Source organism: Clostridium sp. DJ247, from assembly GCF_014231265.1.
Genome location: NZ_JABAIW010000052.1, coordinates 17,245 through 35,288, shown reverse-complemented (window position 1 = coordinate 35,288; position 18,044 = coordinate 17,245). Strand labels below are relative to the sequence as shown.

Genomic DNA, 18,044 nt, shown 5'->3' with positions numbered 1-18,044 from the left:
GGAAGTCCAGGTATAATTGCCAAGAAAAGAAGAACTATTGATGCTATGGCTATTACCTTAGGAAATCCAGTTAACTGTCTTATTGCCAAACTACCAAAGTTTTCATCAGTTCCTGAACGTGTAACTAATATACCAGATGCAGTAGATATTAAAAGAGCAGGTATCTGCGTTACTAGACCGTCTCCTATAGTTAGCCTAGTGTAAGTTTGGGCTGCAGTACTTATATCCATGTTTAACATTACTACTCCTAGTATAATTCCAGCAAGAATATTAATTATCGTAATAACAAGACCTGCTACGGCATCTCCTTTGATAAACTTGGATGCACCATCCATAGCTCCATAAAAATCAGCTTCTTGCTGCAACTTTTTTCTTCTATCTCTTGCACCAGTTTCATCTATAATACCTGCATTTAAATCTGCATCAATACTCATTTGTTTACCTGGCATAGCATCCAGCGTAAATCTAGCTGATACTTCTGATACTCTACCAGCACCATTAGTTATTACTATAAACTGTATTATGACTATTATTAAGAAAATGATTATACCAACTACATAGTTTCCTCCTACAACAAAACCTCCGAATGCATTTATAACTTCTCCTGCGTAGCCGTCTCTAAGAATTAATCTTGATGACGAAATATTCAATGCTAATCTAAATAATGTGGTAATTAAAAGTAAAGTTGGAAATACAGAAAGCTGTAAAACCTCTGTAGTAAACAATGTCAAAAGTATAATTACTACTGATATTGTGATATTAAATGCCACCAATACATCTAAAATTTCAGATGGTAGCGGTATTATTATCATAAGTACTATTGCTATAACTACAAAGGCCATTATTATATCTACATTATTCTTAAGACTAAATTTTTTTCTTGTATTCTCCAAGATATCACCTCAAAGCTTATTATAAAAAATTAAATTTTTTATTTTCTATTTCTTTTTAATCTTATATACCAGTGCTAAGATTTCTGCTACAGCCTGATACATATCTGCTGGAATTTCTTCATTTATATCCACTTCGCTATATATTAATCTAGCTAAAGGCTTATTCTCTATTATAGGAATCTCATTTTCTTTAGCAATTTCCTTTATTCTCAATGCAACTGCTTCTTCACCTTTAGCTACAACTATAGGAGCGTTTTCTCCTTGTTCATATTTCAATGCTACAGATATATGAGTTGGGTTAGTTACAACTACAGTGGCCTTCGGTACTGCTTGCATCATTCTTCTCATTGCAAGTTCTCTTTGCTTTTGCTTTATTTTTCCTTTTATTTGCGGATCTCCTTCTGACTGTTTAAATTCCTCTTTTACCTCTTGCTTTGACATTTTCATATCTTTTTTATATTTGTATTTTTGATACAAATAATCTACTATTGCAATAATAACCATAGTTACCGTAATTCTAGAAAATATACCTATAGTAAGTTTTCCTATAGCTCCAATTAGAGCATCTGGTCTTAACCCTCCCAAATTAATTATATTCATATAATTATCTCGTACAAATTTATATCCTACATAACCTACTATTATTACAATAAGTAAATTCTTAAATAATTCCACAACAGACCTAGCTGAGAATATTTTTTTAAATCCACTCATAGGATTTAATTTAGCTAAATCTGGTTTTAGTGGTTCGAAAGTTAACAAAGGACCTGTTTGGAATAAGCTTATTAATACTCCAATAATAGTTATTGGCAATACAATAGGTAAAAATATTATAGCAACTCTCCATGCTGCTATAAATGCAATATGCTGAACACTATCATAACTTAGAGACATATTTAAGTAATTACTTAAAAAATATATAACAGTTGCTTTTATCTGTGACCCTGCAAAATTACCTAGTGTCATTAAAGAAATTGTTGATGCTAATAACGTAAATGCTAAAGTTAACTCCTTACTTCTAGCAACTTGTCCTTTTTTTCTAGCCTCTCCCATTTTTTTAGGAGTAGCCTCTTCAGTTTTATCATCAGCTGCAAATATCAATAGTACAGGTATGGTTTTATAAAAACCTCTTATAGCATCTGGAATACCATAAAAAGAATTTTCAATAACTCTTAGTAATGTAGGCAGCACAAAACAAAAAGTGGCAATTCCTATAAGGATTTTGATTGGTAGCCCAAGAATCATTATATTTAATTGTGGAACTGTTCTTGCAACAAGTCCCATAGTAAGATCAGTTATAATTATTATCAATACAATAGGTATTGCTATTTTCAATGATATGCCAAAAAACTCAATAAAAGCTTTCAGTATGAGATTTATTGAATTTTGAGATAATAAAAAATTACCAATTTTTATTACATTAAAACTTTCCATTAGTGCTTTTATAAGCATATGGTGTCCATCTATTATAAAAAAAACCACTAAACTAAACCAATATAATACATTTTCTAATAAAGTAGTATTGCTATTAGCAGATGGATTAAACATACTCATCATGGAGAATCCAATCTGTATATCTATAAGACTTCCTGCTATCCTAACACTCATAAAGCATAAATTTGTTATAAAACCTAGAGTTAAACCAGCTACCACTTCATTCATACAGCTAATTATAAATGTAATATTGTTATTCACTATATTTATGGTTGAATAATCAACACTAGGTATAATTATATATGCCATGATTACAGTTAGTCCTACTTTAACAGCACTGGGTGTACCATTTGGAAAAAAGATAGGAACAACAATGAAAAAACAAAACATTCTAATACTTATTAAAATTAAAGCTGTGAAATATAAAACATTAATCAATACTATTCCACCTCAGACTATCTATTATCATATAATATTTTTTATTATGTGATAATGAAAAAATAATAAAACACTATAGTTATCTATCTACTGTGTTATATGGGATATATAAGTAAACATCCTTTCAGTAAAACTAACTAACTGGTGTAACATCCAACTCCCTGTGAGTATTCCAACTATGGCCACCGCTATAAGCTTAGGAACAAAAGTTAAAGTCTGTTCTTGTATCTGTGTTGTAGCTTGTACCACACTGATTACAAGCCCTACTATAATAGATACTATGAGAATAGGTGCAGCAATCATGAGACCTGTCTGCAATGCATCTTTTATTATACCTATTACCATATTTTCACTCATTTCATTCACCTCACGAAAAGCTTGTAATTAAAGACTTTACTATTAAATACCAACCATCTACCATCACAAAAAGTAATAACTTAAAGGGTAAAGAAACCATGGCTGGTGGAAGCATCATCATACCCATAGACATAAGTACACTACCAACTACCAAATCAATAATTATAAAAGGTATATATATTAAGAATCCTATCTGAAACGCTGTCTTTAATTCGCTTATAATATAAGATGGTACTACTATATAAAGAGGAGCATTATCTTTAGTTACTTTATAGTTTAACTTAGCTGTATCAATAAATAATTGAAAATCCTTTTTCCTAGTTTGCTTAAGCATAAATTCTCTAAGAGGCTTTGATCCCTCCTCAATTGCTTGCTCTTGGGTAATTTTGTTATCCAGATAAGGTTGTATGGCATTAGTGTTCATGGTGTTATATACAGGAACCATAATAAATACAGTCAAGAATAAAGCCAGTCCGACTAAAACCTGATTTGGAGGTGACTGCATTGTTCCTATAGCATTTCGCAAGAATCCAAAAACAACTATAATTCTTACAAAACTAGTCATCATCATAATAAATGATGGTAGCAGAGTAAGTATTGTAAGCATTATTAGAAGCTTTATATTTCCTACATACTGCTGAGATGTAGTTGAGTTATCTACAGATATATTTATTTTAGGTATAGGTAAACTCTCCGGTGCAGCATAAGCCCTTGATGCAAACAGCACTAAACTTACAACAGTAAGACCTAAAGTAATTATTAAAACCTTACTATATTTTTTATTCATTATTTTTATCTTCCTTTTTCTGATTAAGTTTACTATAACAATTTTTCCATAATTTTTCACAGGCATTTTTCAATCCAGTTTTCTCATAAAAATCCTTTAAATTCTCATATTGTTGTATGTTTTTTGAAGCTTCTATTTTATCTATGTCATCTTTATGTAATTCAGAGAGTATTTCGATTTTACTGTTGGAGGACGCCATGACGTATGCATTTTCACCTATTTTCACTACTAATAAAGTATTCTCCTTAGAAATAGGCGTTCTTTCAAGAATTTTTATATGTCTACCATTTTGAATTTGCTGCAGCTTGTCTCCTCCATATTTCATGGATATATATATTAGTAATATTATAAAAGGTAAAAAAACTATTATTTTAAAAATCATCCACCAAAACTGGCCATCCATTTACATTCTCCATTCGTATTTAAAAATCCCATTGGTCTATCTATTATTGTACCAATATATCGTTAAAATATATGTTGTTCAGTTGTCCTTCTTCAAATATAGGATTAAGCTTTTGTATCATTTCTATCTTTATATTTTCCATGTTTTTTGGTGTTATATCTGCTGCCTTCTTAGTCCTTAAAATACTTATAACTGTGTCCCTTATTATAGGCTTTCTCTCTTCCAGCTCTTTATCTAGTTTTTTACTGTCATAACCCAGAAAAATTTTCACCTTTAAGTATCTTTTACTATCTTCATCTGCAAGGTTAATCAAGAATTCGTCTAATCCAAAGGTTTTTGTTGAAACAACTTGTTGAAGGTAGCTAGGATATTGTGTTGACTGCTGACCACTTACCACTTGATGTTGTATTGGTTGTACCTGATGCTGTGCTTTAGTAACTGTTGTCTTAGTCTCATCTTTTTTATTTAAAAATAAATTATACCCAAAAAATCCAGCAGCTCCTACTACCAACATAGCAATGATAGTTAATATTACAATTTTAATTGTGCCTCCACCTTTTTTTTCCTTCTTATTTTCCATATCAATGTCTCCTTTTCAGCTATCTCTATTAGATTAACTCTATAAAGAATAATTTATATTTTGTATATAGATAGTCTATGTATACTTACATATAACACATTATTACACTATTTAGATACTAAAATTATTTAACAAAATTTTAGATAACTTACTTTATATCCCCTAGGAATATTTTCCTTTTATATTGAATAGCTTTAGCAATAATCTCATCATTTGATTCTTTTACAAGATATTTTTTTCCATTTACAAGAGTAATTACACTTTCAGGTATCTGTTCCAGTTTCTCAATTTGATCTACATTGATGACAAATTCTTTATTGTCTAATCCTATAAGTTTAATCATAATGATATCTCCTCTTAACTAGTTAAGCTTGAGGAGTATATTCCTCAAGCTCAATTATTTACTTTATGTTAACCCTTACTATCTCTTTAGGTTAACAAGATCCTGTAGTATTTCATCTCCAGTAGTGATAATTTTCCCATTAGCTTGGAAAGCTCTACTTGCGATTATCATATCCGTAAATTGTTCTGCTAAATCTACGTTAGACATTTCAAGCATACCTTGAAGCATATCACCATAGCCTTTGTTGTTTTTATTAGCATCGTCAGTTTCTGCCGCACTAGCTCTAATTACTGGATCTCCTGAGTTTGCTGAATTTTGATAAAGATTTTTACCTAGCTTTGAAAGTCCCCCTGGATTTTTAAAGGATGCCATAGCAATCTGTCCTAAAACTGATACAGATCCATCATCTAATACCGCCTTAATTAAGCCATCCTTTTCTATAGAAAAAGATTGAATTCTTCTCATTTGTCCACCTTTATCTACCTGATCAGGAATTATTAATGTCTTTAATTGATCAATCTTCTCCAGTGGTTGATTTGAATCTACAAAAAAACTCTTTCCTTTTTGAACTACACCATCTCCTGTTGCATCTGAATCCAAAGATACACTTTCTCCTCCGTCACCAGTAAATGTATATCCTAATACTCTATTGCCATCTGATGTTAACAGGTTGCCATCACTATCTAGTGTAAATGCCCCATCCCTGCTAAACATTATGCTTTCTCCTTTTCTGTCATCTGCCATTAGATGTGTTGCAGGGTCTACCTCTATTCCAGAGCCATCTTCAAATAAAGCTGGCCCCTTCGCTACCATAAAATAGCCTTCTCCATCTATAGCTGCATCTAGGTTTCTACTAGTTGGCTGCATATTTCCTGTACTTGTTACAGTATCAATACCAGCAATCTGAACACCAAGTCCAATCTGTCTTGGGTTAGTACCACCGTAATTTACGCTTGCTCCTATAGCTTGTGTTAGATTTTGGCTTACCATATCCTGAAATCTTATTCTTTGAGCCTTAAAAGCTGTGGTACTGGAGTTTGCTATGTTATTACCTATAACATCAAGTTTTTTTTGGTTTGCCTTTAGTCCACTAATTCCTGAGAACATTGATGGTAACATTTGTTCTTACCCCCATATCTATTTTTTTAATACTTTTATTAATTATAATTAACTGATTAGTAATTTTACTTTGCTTCTATCCTTCCACAAAGTCCGGCCCCCCTTAGGTCCTGCCGTTTATAATATTACTACACCATCTATATTAGTAAAAACATTACCCTTACTACTGTCTTTATCCATTGCTGTAATTATGGTTCTGTTTTTTATAGATGCTATGAGTGCTGTATCCTTATACAAGATTAAGGAATCCTTACAGCCTTTTTCCTCTGCTTTATTTATTCCGTCATTTATAGTTTTCATATCATTTTCATTAAAACTTATGTTTCTCTCTCTTAATCTCTCTGCAGCATGGTTAGATATAACAAAACTTTCTTTTTTGTTAACTGCGTTGTTCAGTATATTTTCAAAAGCAGTTATACTGTTATCCTTATTTTTTTTTGATGTGTTGTGGTAGGGTTGAAAATTTTCCACTAAGTGCAGCTTACCATTAACAACTCTATATGCCATAACATCACCCTTCCTAAATATTAGCTCTGTGTTACCTTTATAATTTCATCAACTGGGAAATCTCTAGTTTCATTTTCACCTGTTTGCACTTTAACTTTTATACCTTCAGCATCTCTGGATATCTCTGTTACTATACCTGTATAATTATTTTTATTGGTATCTTGCTGATTTAACTGTACTTTTTTACCTACTAAATATGCTGCATTTACAAAAGCTGAGTTATCATAGGCTGTACCTGCCAAATTCACATTGTTTATCTGACTAACATCCTCCAAATTAAAGTCCTGAATCTTATCAACTAAGTTACCCTCTTTATCTTTTTCTTTTCCCACTACAACACTTAGTTTTATATCACTACCACTCTTAGTTATACTTTGTACCTTTCCATTATACAAGCTACCATTTTCATCAAGTTTTGCCAAAGTAATGTATTTATCCATAAGAGAATTAGCTCCTGTAAGTCTCATACTTGAATTTAAATTTGCCATTTGTTCCAAGCCTGCAAACTGAGCCATCTGAGCTACATACTCAGTACCATCTTTTGCATTTTCCGGATTTTGATTTGAAAGCTCTGCTGAAAGAATTCTCAAAAACGCATTTTTGTCCATTTCTTGTCCAGGTTTAACTATACGAGTTCCTCTTGCTGTTTTTGTTGAAGTAGCTTGGTTTGCAGAGTTTATTATACTATTGTTACTTACTGTACTTGTATTTTCAGCCATAATGCACCTCCTAATTCTAGAAAACATTCTTAGGCTAATATATTTACGTTACTATTTAATATATCCATATCTTCTATTTCAGTATTATCGCTTGATATATCATCTATAACTCTTATTCCTTTAGACTTTTGCTCATTCTTGCTGTTTTGTCTGTTAGAGCCATCTTTATAAAAGGTGGTATCATCATTATAAAGATTTAGGGAAAGATTTTGAATTTTTATATCATTATTTTGAAGTTTATTTGTTATATCCTGTAGATTAGTGTTTAATAAGTTATAAGCTTCCTTATTTGAAGCTGTTATAGTAGCTTTCATAACACCTGATTCCATAGTTATATTTATAGCTATTTCTCCTAATTCCTTAGGAGTTATTTTGATAGTTAAATCTTTTATGTTATTAGTTTCCATATACTTAAGAGATTTTATCATATCTGCATTAAAGTTATTTTTATTTATAACCATTTTTTCTAACTCAGATATATCTCCATCATTTGGACTAATACTATTAAATTGAGTCATAAAGTTTGTAACCTTAGTTATCTTGTCATTACCATTATTAGATAACAAACTTTTTAGAAAATCCTCATCAGAACTTGATTGTTTCTCTTCATTTCCTGTATAATTTGATGATTTTTCTTCTTTATTTTTTACTATAGCTTCTGATCCATTTGAATTTAAGTCTTTATGTATATCTGTTATGTCTTTTAGTAAGTTCTTAGAGCCATCTTTACCATCTTTTAGATTACTTCTGTTATTCTCCAAAGCTAAAGATACTTCTTTTTTAACGTTTCCTAAAATATCATCTTTTCCCAAAGCACTTATATTTTTTAAATCCTTTGTGTTATTATTTAAAACTGAAGATAGTTCTTTTTTAATTTTCCCCAAAATACTGCTATGGTCTATTTTTTCTTTTCCAGTTAGAATATCGTGAATAAACTGAGATTTAGTTTTACTTAATAACTCCTTTTGAGTTTCAGCACTTGTGATGTTTCCTGATTTATTACTTAATACATCCTGGATCTCTTTATTAATTTCTCCTTTTAAACTTATAATATTGTCTTTATCCAATTTACCATTCAAAAGAGAAGCTAACATAGCTAAAAGACCACTTATATCTAATCCGTCTTCTTTTTTTTCACTGAGTACTTTTTTAATTATAAAACTTTTTAAGTCCTTCACATCTTTTATTTTATCTATATCTTTATCAGATACTCCTGCTTCCTTTAGACTATCTCTCACTTCTTTGCTTATTGGCTTTGAATCTTCATTTTTGATGTTGTCTCTATTACTATCATAGTTACTTTTTTCTTGTGAGTTGTTTACATACTTTGTATTATTATTTGTACTTTCATTACTCTTACTACTTACTTTGGATAAAAAGTCATTGAAATTACTATTATCATTTTGACTTCTTTCATTGCTTTTTAGCGTATTGCTAAAGGATTTGCTAATTAATGCACTAACATCCACACTTTTCACCTCCTTTCAAAGTTTCTTACAAAGGCATAAAGAGCAAATTCATCATTCATTTTCTGCTCTTTTAACTCATTCTCTTTTAAAAAAGCTTGAAACTCTTTATCCTTTAAGGATTCTACAGTTTTTCTATCAATCTGTTTTTGTTTTAAGTCATTTCTTCTGTCATTTAAAATTTTCTCTTTTTTTTCAAGTTCATCTATAGCTTCATTTATGTTATAATTTATAGCATTCAAGTATAAGTGTCTTATTTTGCTCTCAATAACCGATTGAGAATTTTGTATATTTCTATGTTTTTCATAATTTTCTTTAAGTGTATTAAGTTTGTTTTCTACCTTTAACTTTTCTTCTTGAGCTTGTCTAAAACTTCTTTTGCTTTCTTCTTCTTTATCTAATCTTATGTCAAGAAGTCTTTGTAGTCTGAATTGATACTGATCCATTTTACCCCTTCACTTCCATAACAAAATTCTACATATGCTTTAATTAAATATACCTTCTAAGTGTTCAATACTGTCATTAAAGCTTAAATGTTCTTTCATTCCTTGTTTTAGGTAATTTGTTATTTCATCATTGTACTGTATTGCTAGGTCAATTTTTTTATTACTACCTTTTACATAAGCCCCTATATTTATTAAGTCTTCTGAATTTTTATAAGTTGCTAAAAGGTCTCTTGCAAAAGAAGCTATTTTTTTATGGTTGTCATCAGCTATTTCAGACATAAGTCTACTTATGCTATTTAATACATCTATTGCGGGATAATGATTTTTACCTGCTAAGGCACGGGATAAAACAATGTGTCCATCCAATATACCTCTTACGGCATCTGCTATTGGTTCATTAAAGTCATCACCATCTACTAAAACTGTATAGAAAGCTGTAATAGATCCTTTATCAGACATTCCAGACCTTTCCATTAGTCTTGGTAACTTTGCGAAAACTGAGGGAGTATAACCTTTTGTAGCTGGAGGTTCTCCTATAGCTAGTCCTATTTCTCTTTGTGCCATAGCAAATCTAGTGACGGAATCCATCATTAAAATTACTTTCTTTCCTTTATCTCTGAAATATTCTGCAATAGCTGTAGCTGTAAAGGCTCCTTTTAATCTAACTAAGGCAGGTTTATCTGATGTAGCACATACTATTATAGATTTCTTAAGACCTTCTTCTCCTAAGTCCCTTTCAATAAAATCCATAACCTCTCTTCCTCTTTCGCCTATGAGTGCTATAACATTTACATCTGCCTGGGCATATCTCGCAATCATACCTAAGGTTGTACTTTTACCAACTCCACTTCCTGCAAAAATACCAATTCTTTGTCCTTCTCCACAGGTAATAAAACCGTCAATTGCTCTAATACCAGTAGGAATAATATCCTTAATTCTTTTTCTTTTAAGTGGATCTGGAGGTTCTGTATCTAACGGGTACAGTATTCCTGAAGTAAGTTGGTCACCATCTAAGGAATTTCCAAGACCATCAAGTATCTTTCCAAATAGTTCATCAGAACACTTTACACTTAATGGTTTGCCTTCTGGAACTACCCTACAGCCTGGAGCTATACCTATCAGTTCACCTAAGGGCATTAAAATCACATCATTTTCTTTAAATCCAACTACTTCACAAGTAATTGGATGGTTTTTTTCATTATATATTGTACAAACTTCCCCTACAAAGGATTTTATACCTTCCACTTCAACTGTAAGTCCTATTACTTTCTTTACTACACCCTCGGAGTAGGTAAAATTAGTTTCTTGTATTTTTTTGTTCATGATATCAAAATTTAGGTTAATCATTAAGATACACTCCTGAATTTAGTAACTAGTTTCTAGTTTCTAGTTACTAGTTTCTAGTTTCTAGTTACTGGTTTCTAGTTACTAGTTTCTAATTTCTAGTTACTAGTTTCTAGTTTCTAGTTTCTAGTTACTAATTTCTAGTTACTAGTTTCTAGTTTCTAGTTTCTAGTTTCTAGTTACTAGTTTCTAGTTACTAGTTACTAGTTTCTAGTTTCTAGTTACTAGTTTCTAGTTTCTAGTTTCTAGTTACTAGTTTCTAGTTTCTAGTTTCTAGTTTCTAGTTACTAGTTTCTAGTTTCTAGTTACTAGTTTCTAGTTACTAGTTACTAGTTACTAGTTACTAGTTATTCCCCACTATAAACTATCTCTCTCACCTTTTCCATAGCAATATCTATACCTGCTTCTATTTTACCGTTATCTCTTTCTATAATTACGCTTCCTTCTTGTATAAACTCGTCTGGTACTATGAATATATCTCCTTTAAAAGGAAGTTGTTCTTTCCATATATCCACTTGATTTTTAAATTCATCGCAGTAAATTTTCTTAGCTTTAATTATAAAGGTTTTACTATTTTTAACCTCCGACATAGCATTAAAAACTATACTATTTAAACCTTCTTTATCTTTTACTTCTCTCTTTAAAATGCTCTCAATACATTTTTCTATTAATAATTTTATCTCATTTTCTTTATTTTTTATATAAATTTCTTTTTCTTCAATGCACGTGTTTAATATATTGTCAGCGTTATTTTTTATGGCTTCTGCTTCTATTAAAGCTTTCTGAACATTTTTCTCATATCCTTCTTCATAAGCTTTATTAACCCCATCAGCATAGCCTTGTTCCATACCACTACCATAACCTTTTTCATAAGCCTCTTTTTCAATTCTTTCTGCTTCAGCATAAGCTGCAGAAAGAATTGAATCAGATTGTCTGCGGGCATTTTCAATCATTGTCTTTGCTAATTCTTCATAACTATCAATAAAGTTTCTAGCATTAGTTTCAGTCAGTTCTTTTTGAAATATTTCTTCTTTATTATAAAATTTTGTTTCTATTTCTTTAGAACCTTCTTTTACTACGTTAAAGTTTTTTATAACCTTATACGATGATTGCATCTTCGCCACCTCTTGATAAAACTATTTCTCCGGCTTCATCCAATCTTCTTATAATACTTACAATTCTTTGTTGAGCCTTTTCTACATCCATAAGCCTTACAGGACCTAAGAATTCTATATCTTCTTTTAATGCAGCAGCAGCTCTTTTGGATTGATTTCTATATATAGCATTTGCCACTTCTTCTGAACATCCCTTAAGTGCCAATGCCAGCTCTTTATTTTCAACTTCTCTAAGAACTCTTTGAATAGAAACATCATCCAGAGTAATAATATCTTCAAATACAAACATAGATTCTTTAATTTTTTCTGCCAATTCTGCATCTTCTTTTTCCAAGCCCTCTGTAATGTTTTTCTCAGTAGTTCTATCAACTTGGTTAAGAATATCAACAAGGGTTTGTACTCCACCTATTACTTTCATATCAGATTTAACAACAGATGATAGTTTATCATCTAATACTTTTTCAATTTCCTTTACAACTATTGGTGAGGTATTACTCATATTGGCAATTCTATAAGCTACTTCAGCTTGAACATCTTCTGATAAAGCAGATAAAATTTGTGCTGACTTATCAGGTTGAAGATAACATAATACCAATGCTATTGTTTGAGGATGCTCATTATTTATAATATTTAGTAGTTGATTAGCATCCGCTTTTCTAGCTATAGCAAAAGGTCTAAATTGTTGAGTAGCTTCAGTAACTTTATCTAATATCTCCATGGCTCTTTGGTTTCCTAAAGCTTTGGATAGTAAGTCTCTAGCATAGCCTAGTCCACCTTCAGTTAGATAATCTTTAGCTTTATTCATCTCTATGAATTCCTGCAAAATTCCCTGTTTTTGATCAGATTTTACTGCTGTAATGTTGGCAATTTCATAAGTTATTTTTTGAATCTCTGATTCCGGTAATTTTTTAATTATATTTGCAGAAGCTTCTGGACCAATAGTTATAAATAATATGGCTGCTTTTTGAACTCCAGTAAGGCCTTGAACATCTTTAGCCATTATTTATCACCTCTCATCCTCTGCTAACCAAGATTTAACAATATCAGCCACCTGTTCTGGTTTTTCTTTAGCATATTTCTTTATTTCATTTTCCAAATGGGTTTTCTCATTTTCTTCATCAAGATCTATAGGTTTAAACTTAGGATGCTTAGCTGTTTCTTCATTATCATCAATGATTACATCTATACCCTGAGGCTGAATATCCTGCTCCAGTAAATCATCTTCTCTATTTTTTCTTCTTCTCCAAATAAATATTAGCAATGCAATAATAAGTACCAATGCAATTGCACCAATTATTGCATATAATTTATTCCTTTGAGCTTGGTCAGCTGCTTTGTTCATTGCATCTAAATCATTTTTAGCATTATCTTTAAGCGTAGTGTCAAAGGGAATACCTTCTACACTTATACTATCTCCTCTTGTGGTATCATACCCTATGGCTGATACCACAAGATTATTTATGGCAGCTTTTGTAGCAGCATCAACATTACCATCCAAAGCTACTGAAGCTGTTAGTCTTTTAACAGCACCTGGAGCCTTTATAGTTTGTTGTTTAACATTTGGAACATCATAGTTTGTAGTACTTTCTTCATGAGTTGAAACTCCATTATTGTTAGTAGTATTTGTGGTAGTGTTAGTGGTCATATTATTATCTACAGGGCTATTAGCAGTATTTGTCCCTAAGGTTGTGGAACTATCCTTTATACTGTGATTACTAACTACTACACTTTTCGGGTCATAAGTGGTAGAATCCTGTTGTACAGCATCAAAATCTAAATCTGCATTTATTTTAACTTTTACTTTATCTCTACCGTATATAGCTCCTAACATATCTAAAACCTTTTTTTCCATATCATTTTGATATTGCTGCTTTAATTGCTGCTGCTTATCCACAGAAGTAGTTGAATCACTTAAATCCTTTTTATTTGTAAATAAATCCTTAGATAAAAGAGTCATATTATTATCTATAACTTCTACATTTTCATTAGGTATATTCTTAACGCTACCTGATATTAGGGAAACCACTGCTTTTACTTGATCTTGAGTTAGCTTTTGTCCCGGTTTTAGCTTAAGAGTTACAGAAGCCTTGCCTGGCTGTGTATCTTTAACAAATTGTGTATCATCTGGCATCACAAGGTGAACTCTGGCATTTTCAACCTCAGGAAAGCTCTTGATAGTTCTTTCTAATTCTCCTTGAAGTGCTCTTTGATAATTTATTTTAAGCTCTGCATCTGTAGATCCCAGCTTGCTTTTGTCTAACAGTTCAAAGCCCTGACTACCATAGGTCAGTGATACTTCCGATAGCATCTGCATTCTTAACTTATCCACCTGATCCTTAGGCACTAATATAGAGTTCCCACTTACCTTGGCATCTACTTTATCATCTTGCAGCTTTTTATAAACAGCTGCAGCATCACTTGGATCCATATTTGAAAAAAGCACTTCATATTTTGTTGATCCTAGTGATACACTTAAAAATATTAAAGCGGCTATAATTCCTGCAAAAAATACACTAAAAGCTATCTTTCTTGTTTTATTTAAGTTCTTCCACTTTTCTATTAAGTTTTTAAATGCCTGTGATAGCTTATCCATTAATCTAGCACTCCTTACTACAACTGTGTCCTACTTAATTCTTGATAGGCCTCCACGAATTTATTTCTAACTTGCACTGCAAGCTCTAAAGACATTTTGGCTTCTTCAGTATCTAACATAACCTTATGTATGTCCACGCTATCCCCTTGGATGAATTCCTTAGTTGTGTTATCAGCTTGGATTTGTTCATCATTAACTTGGTCTAATTTTTGTTTCAAAAAATCTCCAAAGTTTACATCTGCATTTTTTTCATCTTTTTGACTTTTTGCTAATTTACTAAAAATACTTTCATCAGGAACAAACTCATTTATTCTCATATACTAAATCTCCTTATCTTCCGATTTCTAATGCTTTTGAAAACATACTTTTTTCTGAATTAATGGCATTAACATTAGCTTCATAAGTTCTTGTTGCTACAATCATATCTGCCATTTCATTTAAAATATTAACATTAGGCATGGACACATATCCTTCTGCATCAGCATCTGGATTAGATGGATCATATACTCTTCTCAGTGGAGAATTATCTTCTTTGATTCCTACTGCTTTTACTCCCATATAATTATTCTCATACTTTCCTGTTTTTTTGTTTAGTTCCTGTTGTAAGTTCTCTTGAAATACGGCAATCTTTCTCCTATAGGGCTTCCCATCTGCACCCTTAGTTGTGTTAACATTTGCTATATTTGATGAAATAGTATCCATCCTGAGTCTTTCTGCAGAAAGACCACTAGCACTTATCCTTAAATTATTAAAAGCATTAAGCATTAATTTTATCTCCTCTCATATTTTATCCTATGACTACCTGCTCTTTATCTACCATTAACTACATATTTTTCCATAGATAGTCTACTGTTTACCTGAGTTATTAATGCATTATACATCAATGTATTTGCTGCTTCATCTACCATTTCTTTATCTATATCTACATTATTGCTGTCTTGTCTCATACTAGTTGCGTTATCAGTATGTAATTTTATGTCACCATATTCCGCTGTATCATTCATATGTTTAGAACTGGTAGTTTTTAATTCTATGTTATCCATATTCTGTTTCAATGTGTCTTCAAAGGTAACATATTGTCGCTTATATCCCTTTGTATTAATATTAGCTACATTATTTGCAATGGCCTTACTTCTAAGAGAAGAAGCGTTCAGTCCTTTTTTTAACAAATTATAAGTTACCTGATCCACAGTTTTGTTATTAATATTCAACTTATCATCTCCTAAGCCTACTAAGTAAAATATATTTTAAATGTAATTATACTTTATATTAAATATATTGTAATATAACTATTTTATCACAAAAAATCGAATTTATGCTATTTTTATATAATTTTTTTTATTTTTAACAATAATTTAAAAATAAAACAAATTTCTATTTTTAATTTAATGACAATAATACTATTTTGTCCCTATTATTATACAATAGGTACATATTATTTGCTACATATATTCAGTAGATCTTTTGTTTTACTCTAACCTATAGAATATTAATGTTTAATATAATTAATATATTCTAAATGCTATAATATATATTTTCAAAAATTTACAGATTGTATTAATTATTTCATACTTAATACCCGCAACCCAAGTGAATATAATTATATCATCATACAAAAGAACTTTATAGATATTATTAGCTGGGAAACTTTCAATATCTGTTTCTATAAGTTAAATATTAAATATAAATTAAAGGGGCTGTCTCAAAACGAATTATTATACAAAATGTTTTGAAACAGCCTTAAATATACTTTAAAAGTAATAGTTTTTAGAATTTTTTTGGATAAAAAATAGGAATTTTAGTAGTGCATTGAAAAAGAGGACTGCTCATATCGCATATTTATGCATTATGAGACAGCCCCTTTATAATACCTATATTTACTTACTTCGTACATTTTCCAGTATTCTTAATACATCTTGTGGAATTTTATTAGACTGTACCATCATTGCATTTCCAGCCTCAGACAATATATTGTCCTTTGCAAATTCCATCATTTCCTGTGCTATATCTGCATCTCTTAAATTACTGTCAGCGCCTTCCATTTTATCTGCCATTTCATTTATGTCCTGGAAGCTGGATTCAAATCTATTTTCTAAAGCTCCATATTTACTTCTAAAAGATACTATGGTGTTTAAAGCGTTATCTACTATTCCCAGTGCATTATCTAAATTATTTGCATCAGTTATATTATATAATTCACCAGATTTTATTTGGTATAATGCTTTTCCATCGGTAGTTTTTATATTTGACGAAGTTAAATTTTTTTGCTGTATAGTAACACTTTCCCCTGGGTTAGCACCAATTGGCATTTGCAATTCTCTATCTTCGTACAAAAGTTTTTTTCCATTGAATTCTGTATTATTAGCTATGCTATCCATACCGTCAATCATTTGATCTATTTCGTTTTGAATAGTTTTTCTGTCCTCTACAGTATTAGATCCACTTCCCGACTGCACAACCAATTCTCTTATTCTCTGGAGCATATTAGTCATACTATCCAGACCACCTTCCGCAGTTTGAAGCATGCTTATACCATCTTGAGAATTTCTTCCAGCCATCTGAAGTCCCCTTATTTGCATTCTCATTCTTTCACTTTGAGCTATAACTGCAGGGCCATCCTTTGCATTGTTAATCTTATATCCAGAAGATATCCTTTCAAGAGCAGCACTTTGATTTTTTAGAGCTTTCGAGGAAGCTCTGAATATATTTAGCGATGCCATATTGTGATTTAATCTCATAAATATCCACCTCAAAATTAAATGTTTTAACGAATTTGTAATGTAGTATCTGCTATGGATGTACTTACATTTAAAGTTGTTGTTCCCAATAATGTATATCCGTCATTTCCATAAAAATAAACTTGTACACTACTTTTGTTATTTAGTACATTAACTGAAGTTTGTCCTATATTAAATAGATTTTCATTGCCCTCAATTTTGTATTTCTTTATATCCGACCTTGTAGTGGCATTTATAGTTATTGCCTTAAACATTGACAACACTGGTGAAATCTCAACTTTTGCCATAGCAGTGTTTGCTTCATTAATTGAAAATTTCATAATATTATTTCTGAATAAGTTTTTACCATTCTTGGCTGCAATAGATTTTTTTATAGTAATTTGATACATTTGTCCTTTTTTATATCCTCCAGCAGGTGGATTTACTAGTATTGAAGATTTAGTTCCTTGAGAAAAGGTCACTGGAACAACTGCCCCCAGTTGACCGTTATTAACTTCGTTAACCTGTAGATAATCTTTTGCAGAGTATACCTCAATATCGTGGTTAAAGTTTATATTCCAAACTTTATTAATATCTAAAGTTAATTTTTGTTGAATTACTTTTTCATCTGTTTGTGTACTTGCTGCATAAACTGTGTTGGAATTTGTTAGCTTTGGGATATTTATGCCCAAAGCGTCAAATTGGAATATTACAAGCAACGCTAAACCTAGAATAAGCTTTTTGTATTTTATCTTCAATCTTTATTTCCCCTTTTCTATTAGC

The 18,044-nt window shown here is 31.0% G+C and carries 21 protein-coding genes; all 21 read right to left on the bottom strand.

The window, feature by feature from the left end; translation table 11 throughout:
- On the bottom strand, positions 1-842 hold an 842-nt coding region (locus tag HGI79_RS17935; RefSeq protein WP_241428258.1), incomplete at its 3' end, for a flagellar biosynthesis protein FlhA.
- Between the two features lie 96 nt (positions 843-938).
- Positions 939-2,765: a fused FliR family export protein/FlhB family type III secretion system protein gene (locus tag HGI79_RS17930; protein ID WP_185652052.1), complete on the bottom strand. Its 1,827-nt coding sequence runs from the start codon at positions 2,763-2,765 to the stop codon at positions 939-941.
- Positions 2,766-2,852: 87 nt separating this feature from the next.
- Complete coding sequence (gene fliQ, locus HGI79_RS17925) at positions 2,853-3,122, bottom strand: flagellar biosynthesis protein FliQ (RefSeq protein WP_185652051.1); 270 nt, start codon at positions 3,120-3,122, stop codon at positions 2,853-2,855.
- A 10-nt stretch (positions 3,123-3,132) separates the two neighbouring features.
- Positions 3,133-3,909, bottom strand: a complete 777-nt coding sequence (fliP, locus tag HGI79_RS17920) for a flagellar type III secretion system pore protein FliP (RefSeq protein ID WP_185652050.1) — start codon at positions 3,907-3,909, stop codon at positions 3,133-3,135.
- On the bottom strand, positions 3,902-4,312 hold the full coding sequence (gene fliO / locus HGI79_RS17915) for a flagellar biosynthetic protein FliO (protein WP_185652049.1): 411 nt from the start codon (positions 4,310-4,312) through the stop codon (positions 3,902-3,904). Before fliO ends, fliP begins: the two co-directional genes overlap by 8 nt.
- A gap of 43 nt (positions 4,313-4,355) precedes the next feature.
- A complete protein-coding gene (fliL, locus tag HGI79_RS17910; RefSeq protein ID WP_185652048.1) occupies positions 4,356-4,892 on the bottom strand; it encodes a flagellar basal body-associated protein FliL in 537 nt (178 codons plus the stop codon).
- Positions 4,893-5,040: 148 nt separating this feature from the next.
- A complete protein-coding gene (locus tag HGI79_RS17905) occupies positions 5,041-5,235 on the bottom strand; it encodes a flagellar FlbD family protein (RefSeq protein ID WP_185652047.1) in 195 nt (64 codons plus the stop codon).
- A gap of 78 nt (positions 5,236-5,313) precedes the next feature.
- Entirely contained in the window at positions 5,314-6,354 is a 1,041-nt protein-coding gene (locus HGI79_RS17900; protein ID WP_185652046.1) for a flagellar hook-basal body complex protein, read from the bottom strand.
- 117 nt (positions 6,355-6,471) lie between these two features.
- A complete protein-coding gene (locus HGI79_RS17895; RefSeq protein WP_185652045.1) occupies positions 6,472-6,861 on the bottom strand; it encodes a TIGR02530 family flagellar biosynthesis protein in 390 nt (129 codons plus the stop codon).
- 20 nt (positions 6,862-6,881) lie between these two features.
- Positions 6,882-7,580, bottom strand: a complete 699-nt coding sequence (locus tag HGI79_RS17890) for a flagellar hook assembly protein FlgD (RefSeq protein ID WP_185652044.1) — start codon at positions 7,578-7,580, stop codon at positions 6,882-6,884.
- A 29-nt stretch (positions 7,581-7,609) separates the two neighbouring features.
- Positions 7,610-9,049: a flagellar hook-length control protein FliK gene (locus HGI79_RS23530; protein ID WP_185652043.1), complete on the bottom strand. Its 1,440-nt coding sequence runs from the start codon at positions 9,047-9,049 to the stop codon at positions 7,610-7,612.
- Between the two features lie 5 nt (positions 9,050-9,054).
- Entirely contained in the window at positions 9,055-9,492 is a 438-nt protein-coding gene (gene fliJ, locus HGI79_RS17880; RefSeq protein ID WP_185652042.1) for a flagellar export protein FliJ, read from the bottom strand.
- 39 nt (positions 9,493-9,531) lie between these two features.
- Positions 9,532-10,839, bottom strand: a complete 1,308-nt coding sequence (gene fliI, locus HGI79_RS17875; protein WP_207725838.1) for a flagellar protein export ATPase FliI — start codon at positions 10,837-10,839, stop codon at positions 9,532-9,534.
- A 344-nt stretch (positions 10,840-11,183) separates the two neighbouring features.
- The gene (locus HGI79_RS17870; protein WP_185652041.1) at positions 11,184-11,951 is read right to left on the bottom strand and encodes a V-type ATPase subunit subunit G family protein; all 768 of its coding nucleotides are present in this window, start codon (positions 11,949-11,951) and stop codon (positions 11,184-11,186) included.
- Positions 11,935-12,951 (bottom strand): flagellar motor switch protein FliG, encoded by a 1,017-nt coding sequence (gene fliG / locus HGI79_RS17865; RefSeq protein WP_185652040.1) that lies wholly within the window; start codon positions 12,949-12,951, stop codon positions 11,935-11,937. The genes HGI79_RS17870 and fliG overlap by 17 nt, the downstream gene beginning before the upstream one ends.
- A 6-nt stretch (positions 12,952-12,957) precedes the next feature.
- A complete protein-coding gene (gene fliF / locus HGI79_RS17860) occupies positions 12,958-14,544 on the bottom strand; it encodes a flagellar basal-body MS-ring/collar protein FliF (RefSeq protein ID WP_185652039.1) in 1,587 nt (528 codons plus the stop codon).
- Between the two features lie 17 nt (positions 14,545-14,561).
- On the bottom strand, positions 14,562-14,861 hold the full coding sequence (gene fliE, locus HGI79_RS17855) for a flagellar hook-basal body complex protein FliE (protein ID WP_185652038.1): 300 nt from the start codon (positions 14,859-14,861) through the stop codon (positions 14,562-14,564).
- 13 nt (positions 14,862-14,874) lie between these two features.
- Entirely contained in the window at positions 14,875-15,309 is a 435-nt protein-coding gene (flgC, locus tag HGI79_RS17850; RefSeq protein WP_185652037.1) for a flagellar basal body rod protein FlgC, read from the bottom strand.
- A gap of 44 nt (positions 15,310-15,353) precedes the next feature.
- Complete coding sequence (gene flgB / locus HGI79_RS17845; protein WP_185652036.1) at positions 15,354-15,755, bottom strand: flagellar basal body rod protein FlgB; 402 nt, start codon at positions 15,753-15,755, stop codon at positions 15,354-15,356.
- 666 nt (positions 15,756-16,421) lie between these two features.
- Positions 16,422-17,282, bottom strand: a complete 861-nt coding sequence (locus HGI79_RS17840) for a flagellin (protein ID WP_185652035.1) — start codon at positions 17,280-17,282, stop codon at positions 16,422-16,424.
- Positions 17,283-17,308: 26 nt separating this feature from the next.
- Positions 17,309-18,019: a hypothetical protein gene (locus HGI79_RS17835; protein WP_185652034.1), complete on the bottom strand. Its 711-nt coding sequence runs from the start codon at positions 18,017-18,019 to the stop codon at positions 17,309-17,311.
- Between the last annotated feature and the right edge of the window lie 25 nt (positions 18,020-18,044).

What these genes read in the sequence shown, in the direction of transcription:
- fliQ (WP_185652051.1), bottom strand. Translation starts at nt 3,122, where the DNA reads ATGAGTGAAAATATGGTAATAGGTATAATAAAAGATGCATTGCAGACA.
- fliP (WP_185652050.1), bottom strand. Translation starts at nt 3,909, where the DNA reads ATGAATAAAAAATATAGTAAGGTTTTAATAATTACTTTAGGTCTTACT.
- fliO (WP_185652049.1), bottom strand. Translation starts at nt 4,312, where the DNA reads ATGGATGGCCAGTTTTGGTGGATGATTTTTAAAATAATAGTTTTTTTA.
- fliL (WP_185652048.1), bottom strand. Translation starts at nt 4,892, where the DNA reads ATGGAAAATAAGAAGGAAAAAAAAGGTGGAGGCACAATTAAAATTGTA.
- HGI79_RS17905 (WP_185652047.1), bottom strand. Translation starts at nt 5,235, where the DNA reads ATGATTAAACTTATAGGATTAGACAATAAAGAATTTGTCATCAATGTA.
- HGI79_RS17900 (WP_185652046.1), bottom strand. Translation starts at nt 6,354, where the DNA reads ATGTTACCATCAATGTTCTCAGGAATTAGTGGACTAAAGGCAAACCAA.
- HGI79_RS17895 (WP_185652045.1), bottom strand. Translation starts at nt 6,861, where the DNA reads ATGGCATATAGAGTTGTTAATGGTAAGCTGCACTTAGTGGAAAATTTT.
- HGI79_RS17890 (WP_185652044.1), bottom strand. Translation starts at nt 7,580, where the DNA reads ATGGCTGAAAATACAAGTACAGTAAGTAACAATAGTATAATAAACTCT.
- fliJ (WP_185652042.1), bottom strand. Translation starts at nt 9,492, where the DNA reads ATGGATCAGTATCAATTCAGACTACAAAGACTTCTTGACATAAGATTA.
- fliI (WP_207725838.1), bottom strand. Translation starts at nt 10,839, where the DNA reads ATGATTAACCTAAATTTTGATATCATGAACAAAAAAATACAAGAAACT.
- HGI79_RS17870 (WP_185652041.1), bottom strand. Translation starts at nt 11,951, where the DNA reads ATGCAATCATCGTATAAGGTTATAAAAAACTTTAACGTAGTAAAAGAA.
- fliG (WP_185652040.1), bottom strand. Translation starts at nt 12,951, where the DNA reads ATGGCTAAAGATGTTCAAGGCCTTACTGGAGTTCAAAAAGCAGCCATA.
- fliF (WP_185652039.1), bottom strand. Translation starts at nt 14,544, where the DNA reads ATGGATAAGCTATCACAGGCATTTAAAAACTTAATAGAAAAGTGGAAG.
- fliE (WP_185652038.1), bottom strand. Translation starts at nt 14,861, where the DNA reads ATGAGAATAAATGAGTTTGTTCCTGATGAAAGTATTTTTAGTAAATTA.
- flgC (WP_185652037.1), bottom strand. Translation starts at nt 15,309, where the DNA reads ATGCTTAATGCTTTTAATAATTTAAGGATAAGTGCTAGTGGTCTTTCT.
- HGI79_RS17840 (WP_185652035.1), bottom strand. Translation starts at nt 17,282, where the DNA reads ATGAGATTAAATCACAATATGGCATCGCTAAATATATTCAGAGCTTCC.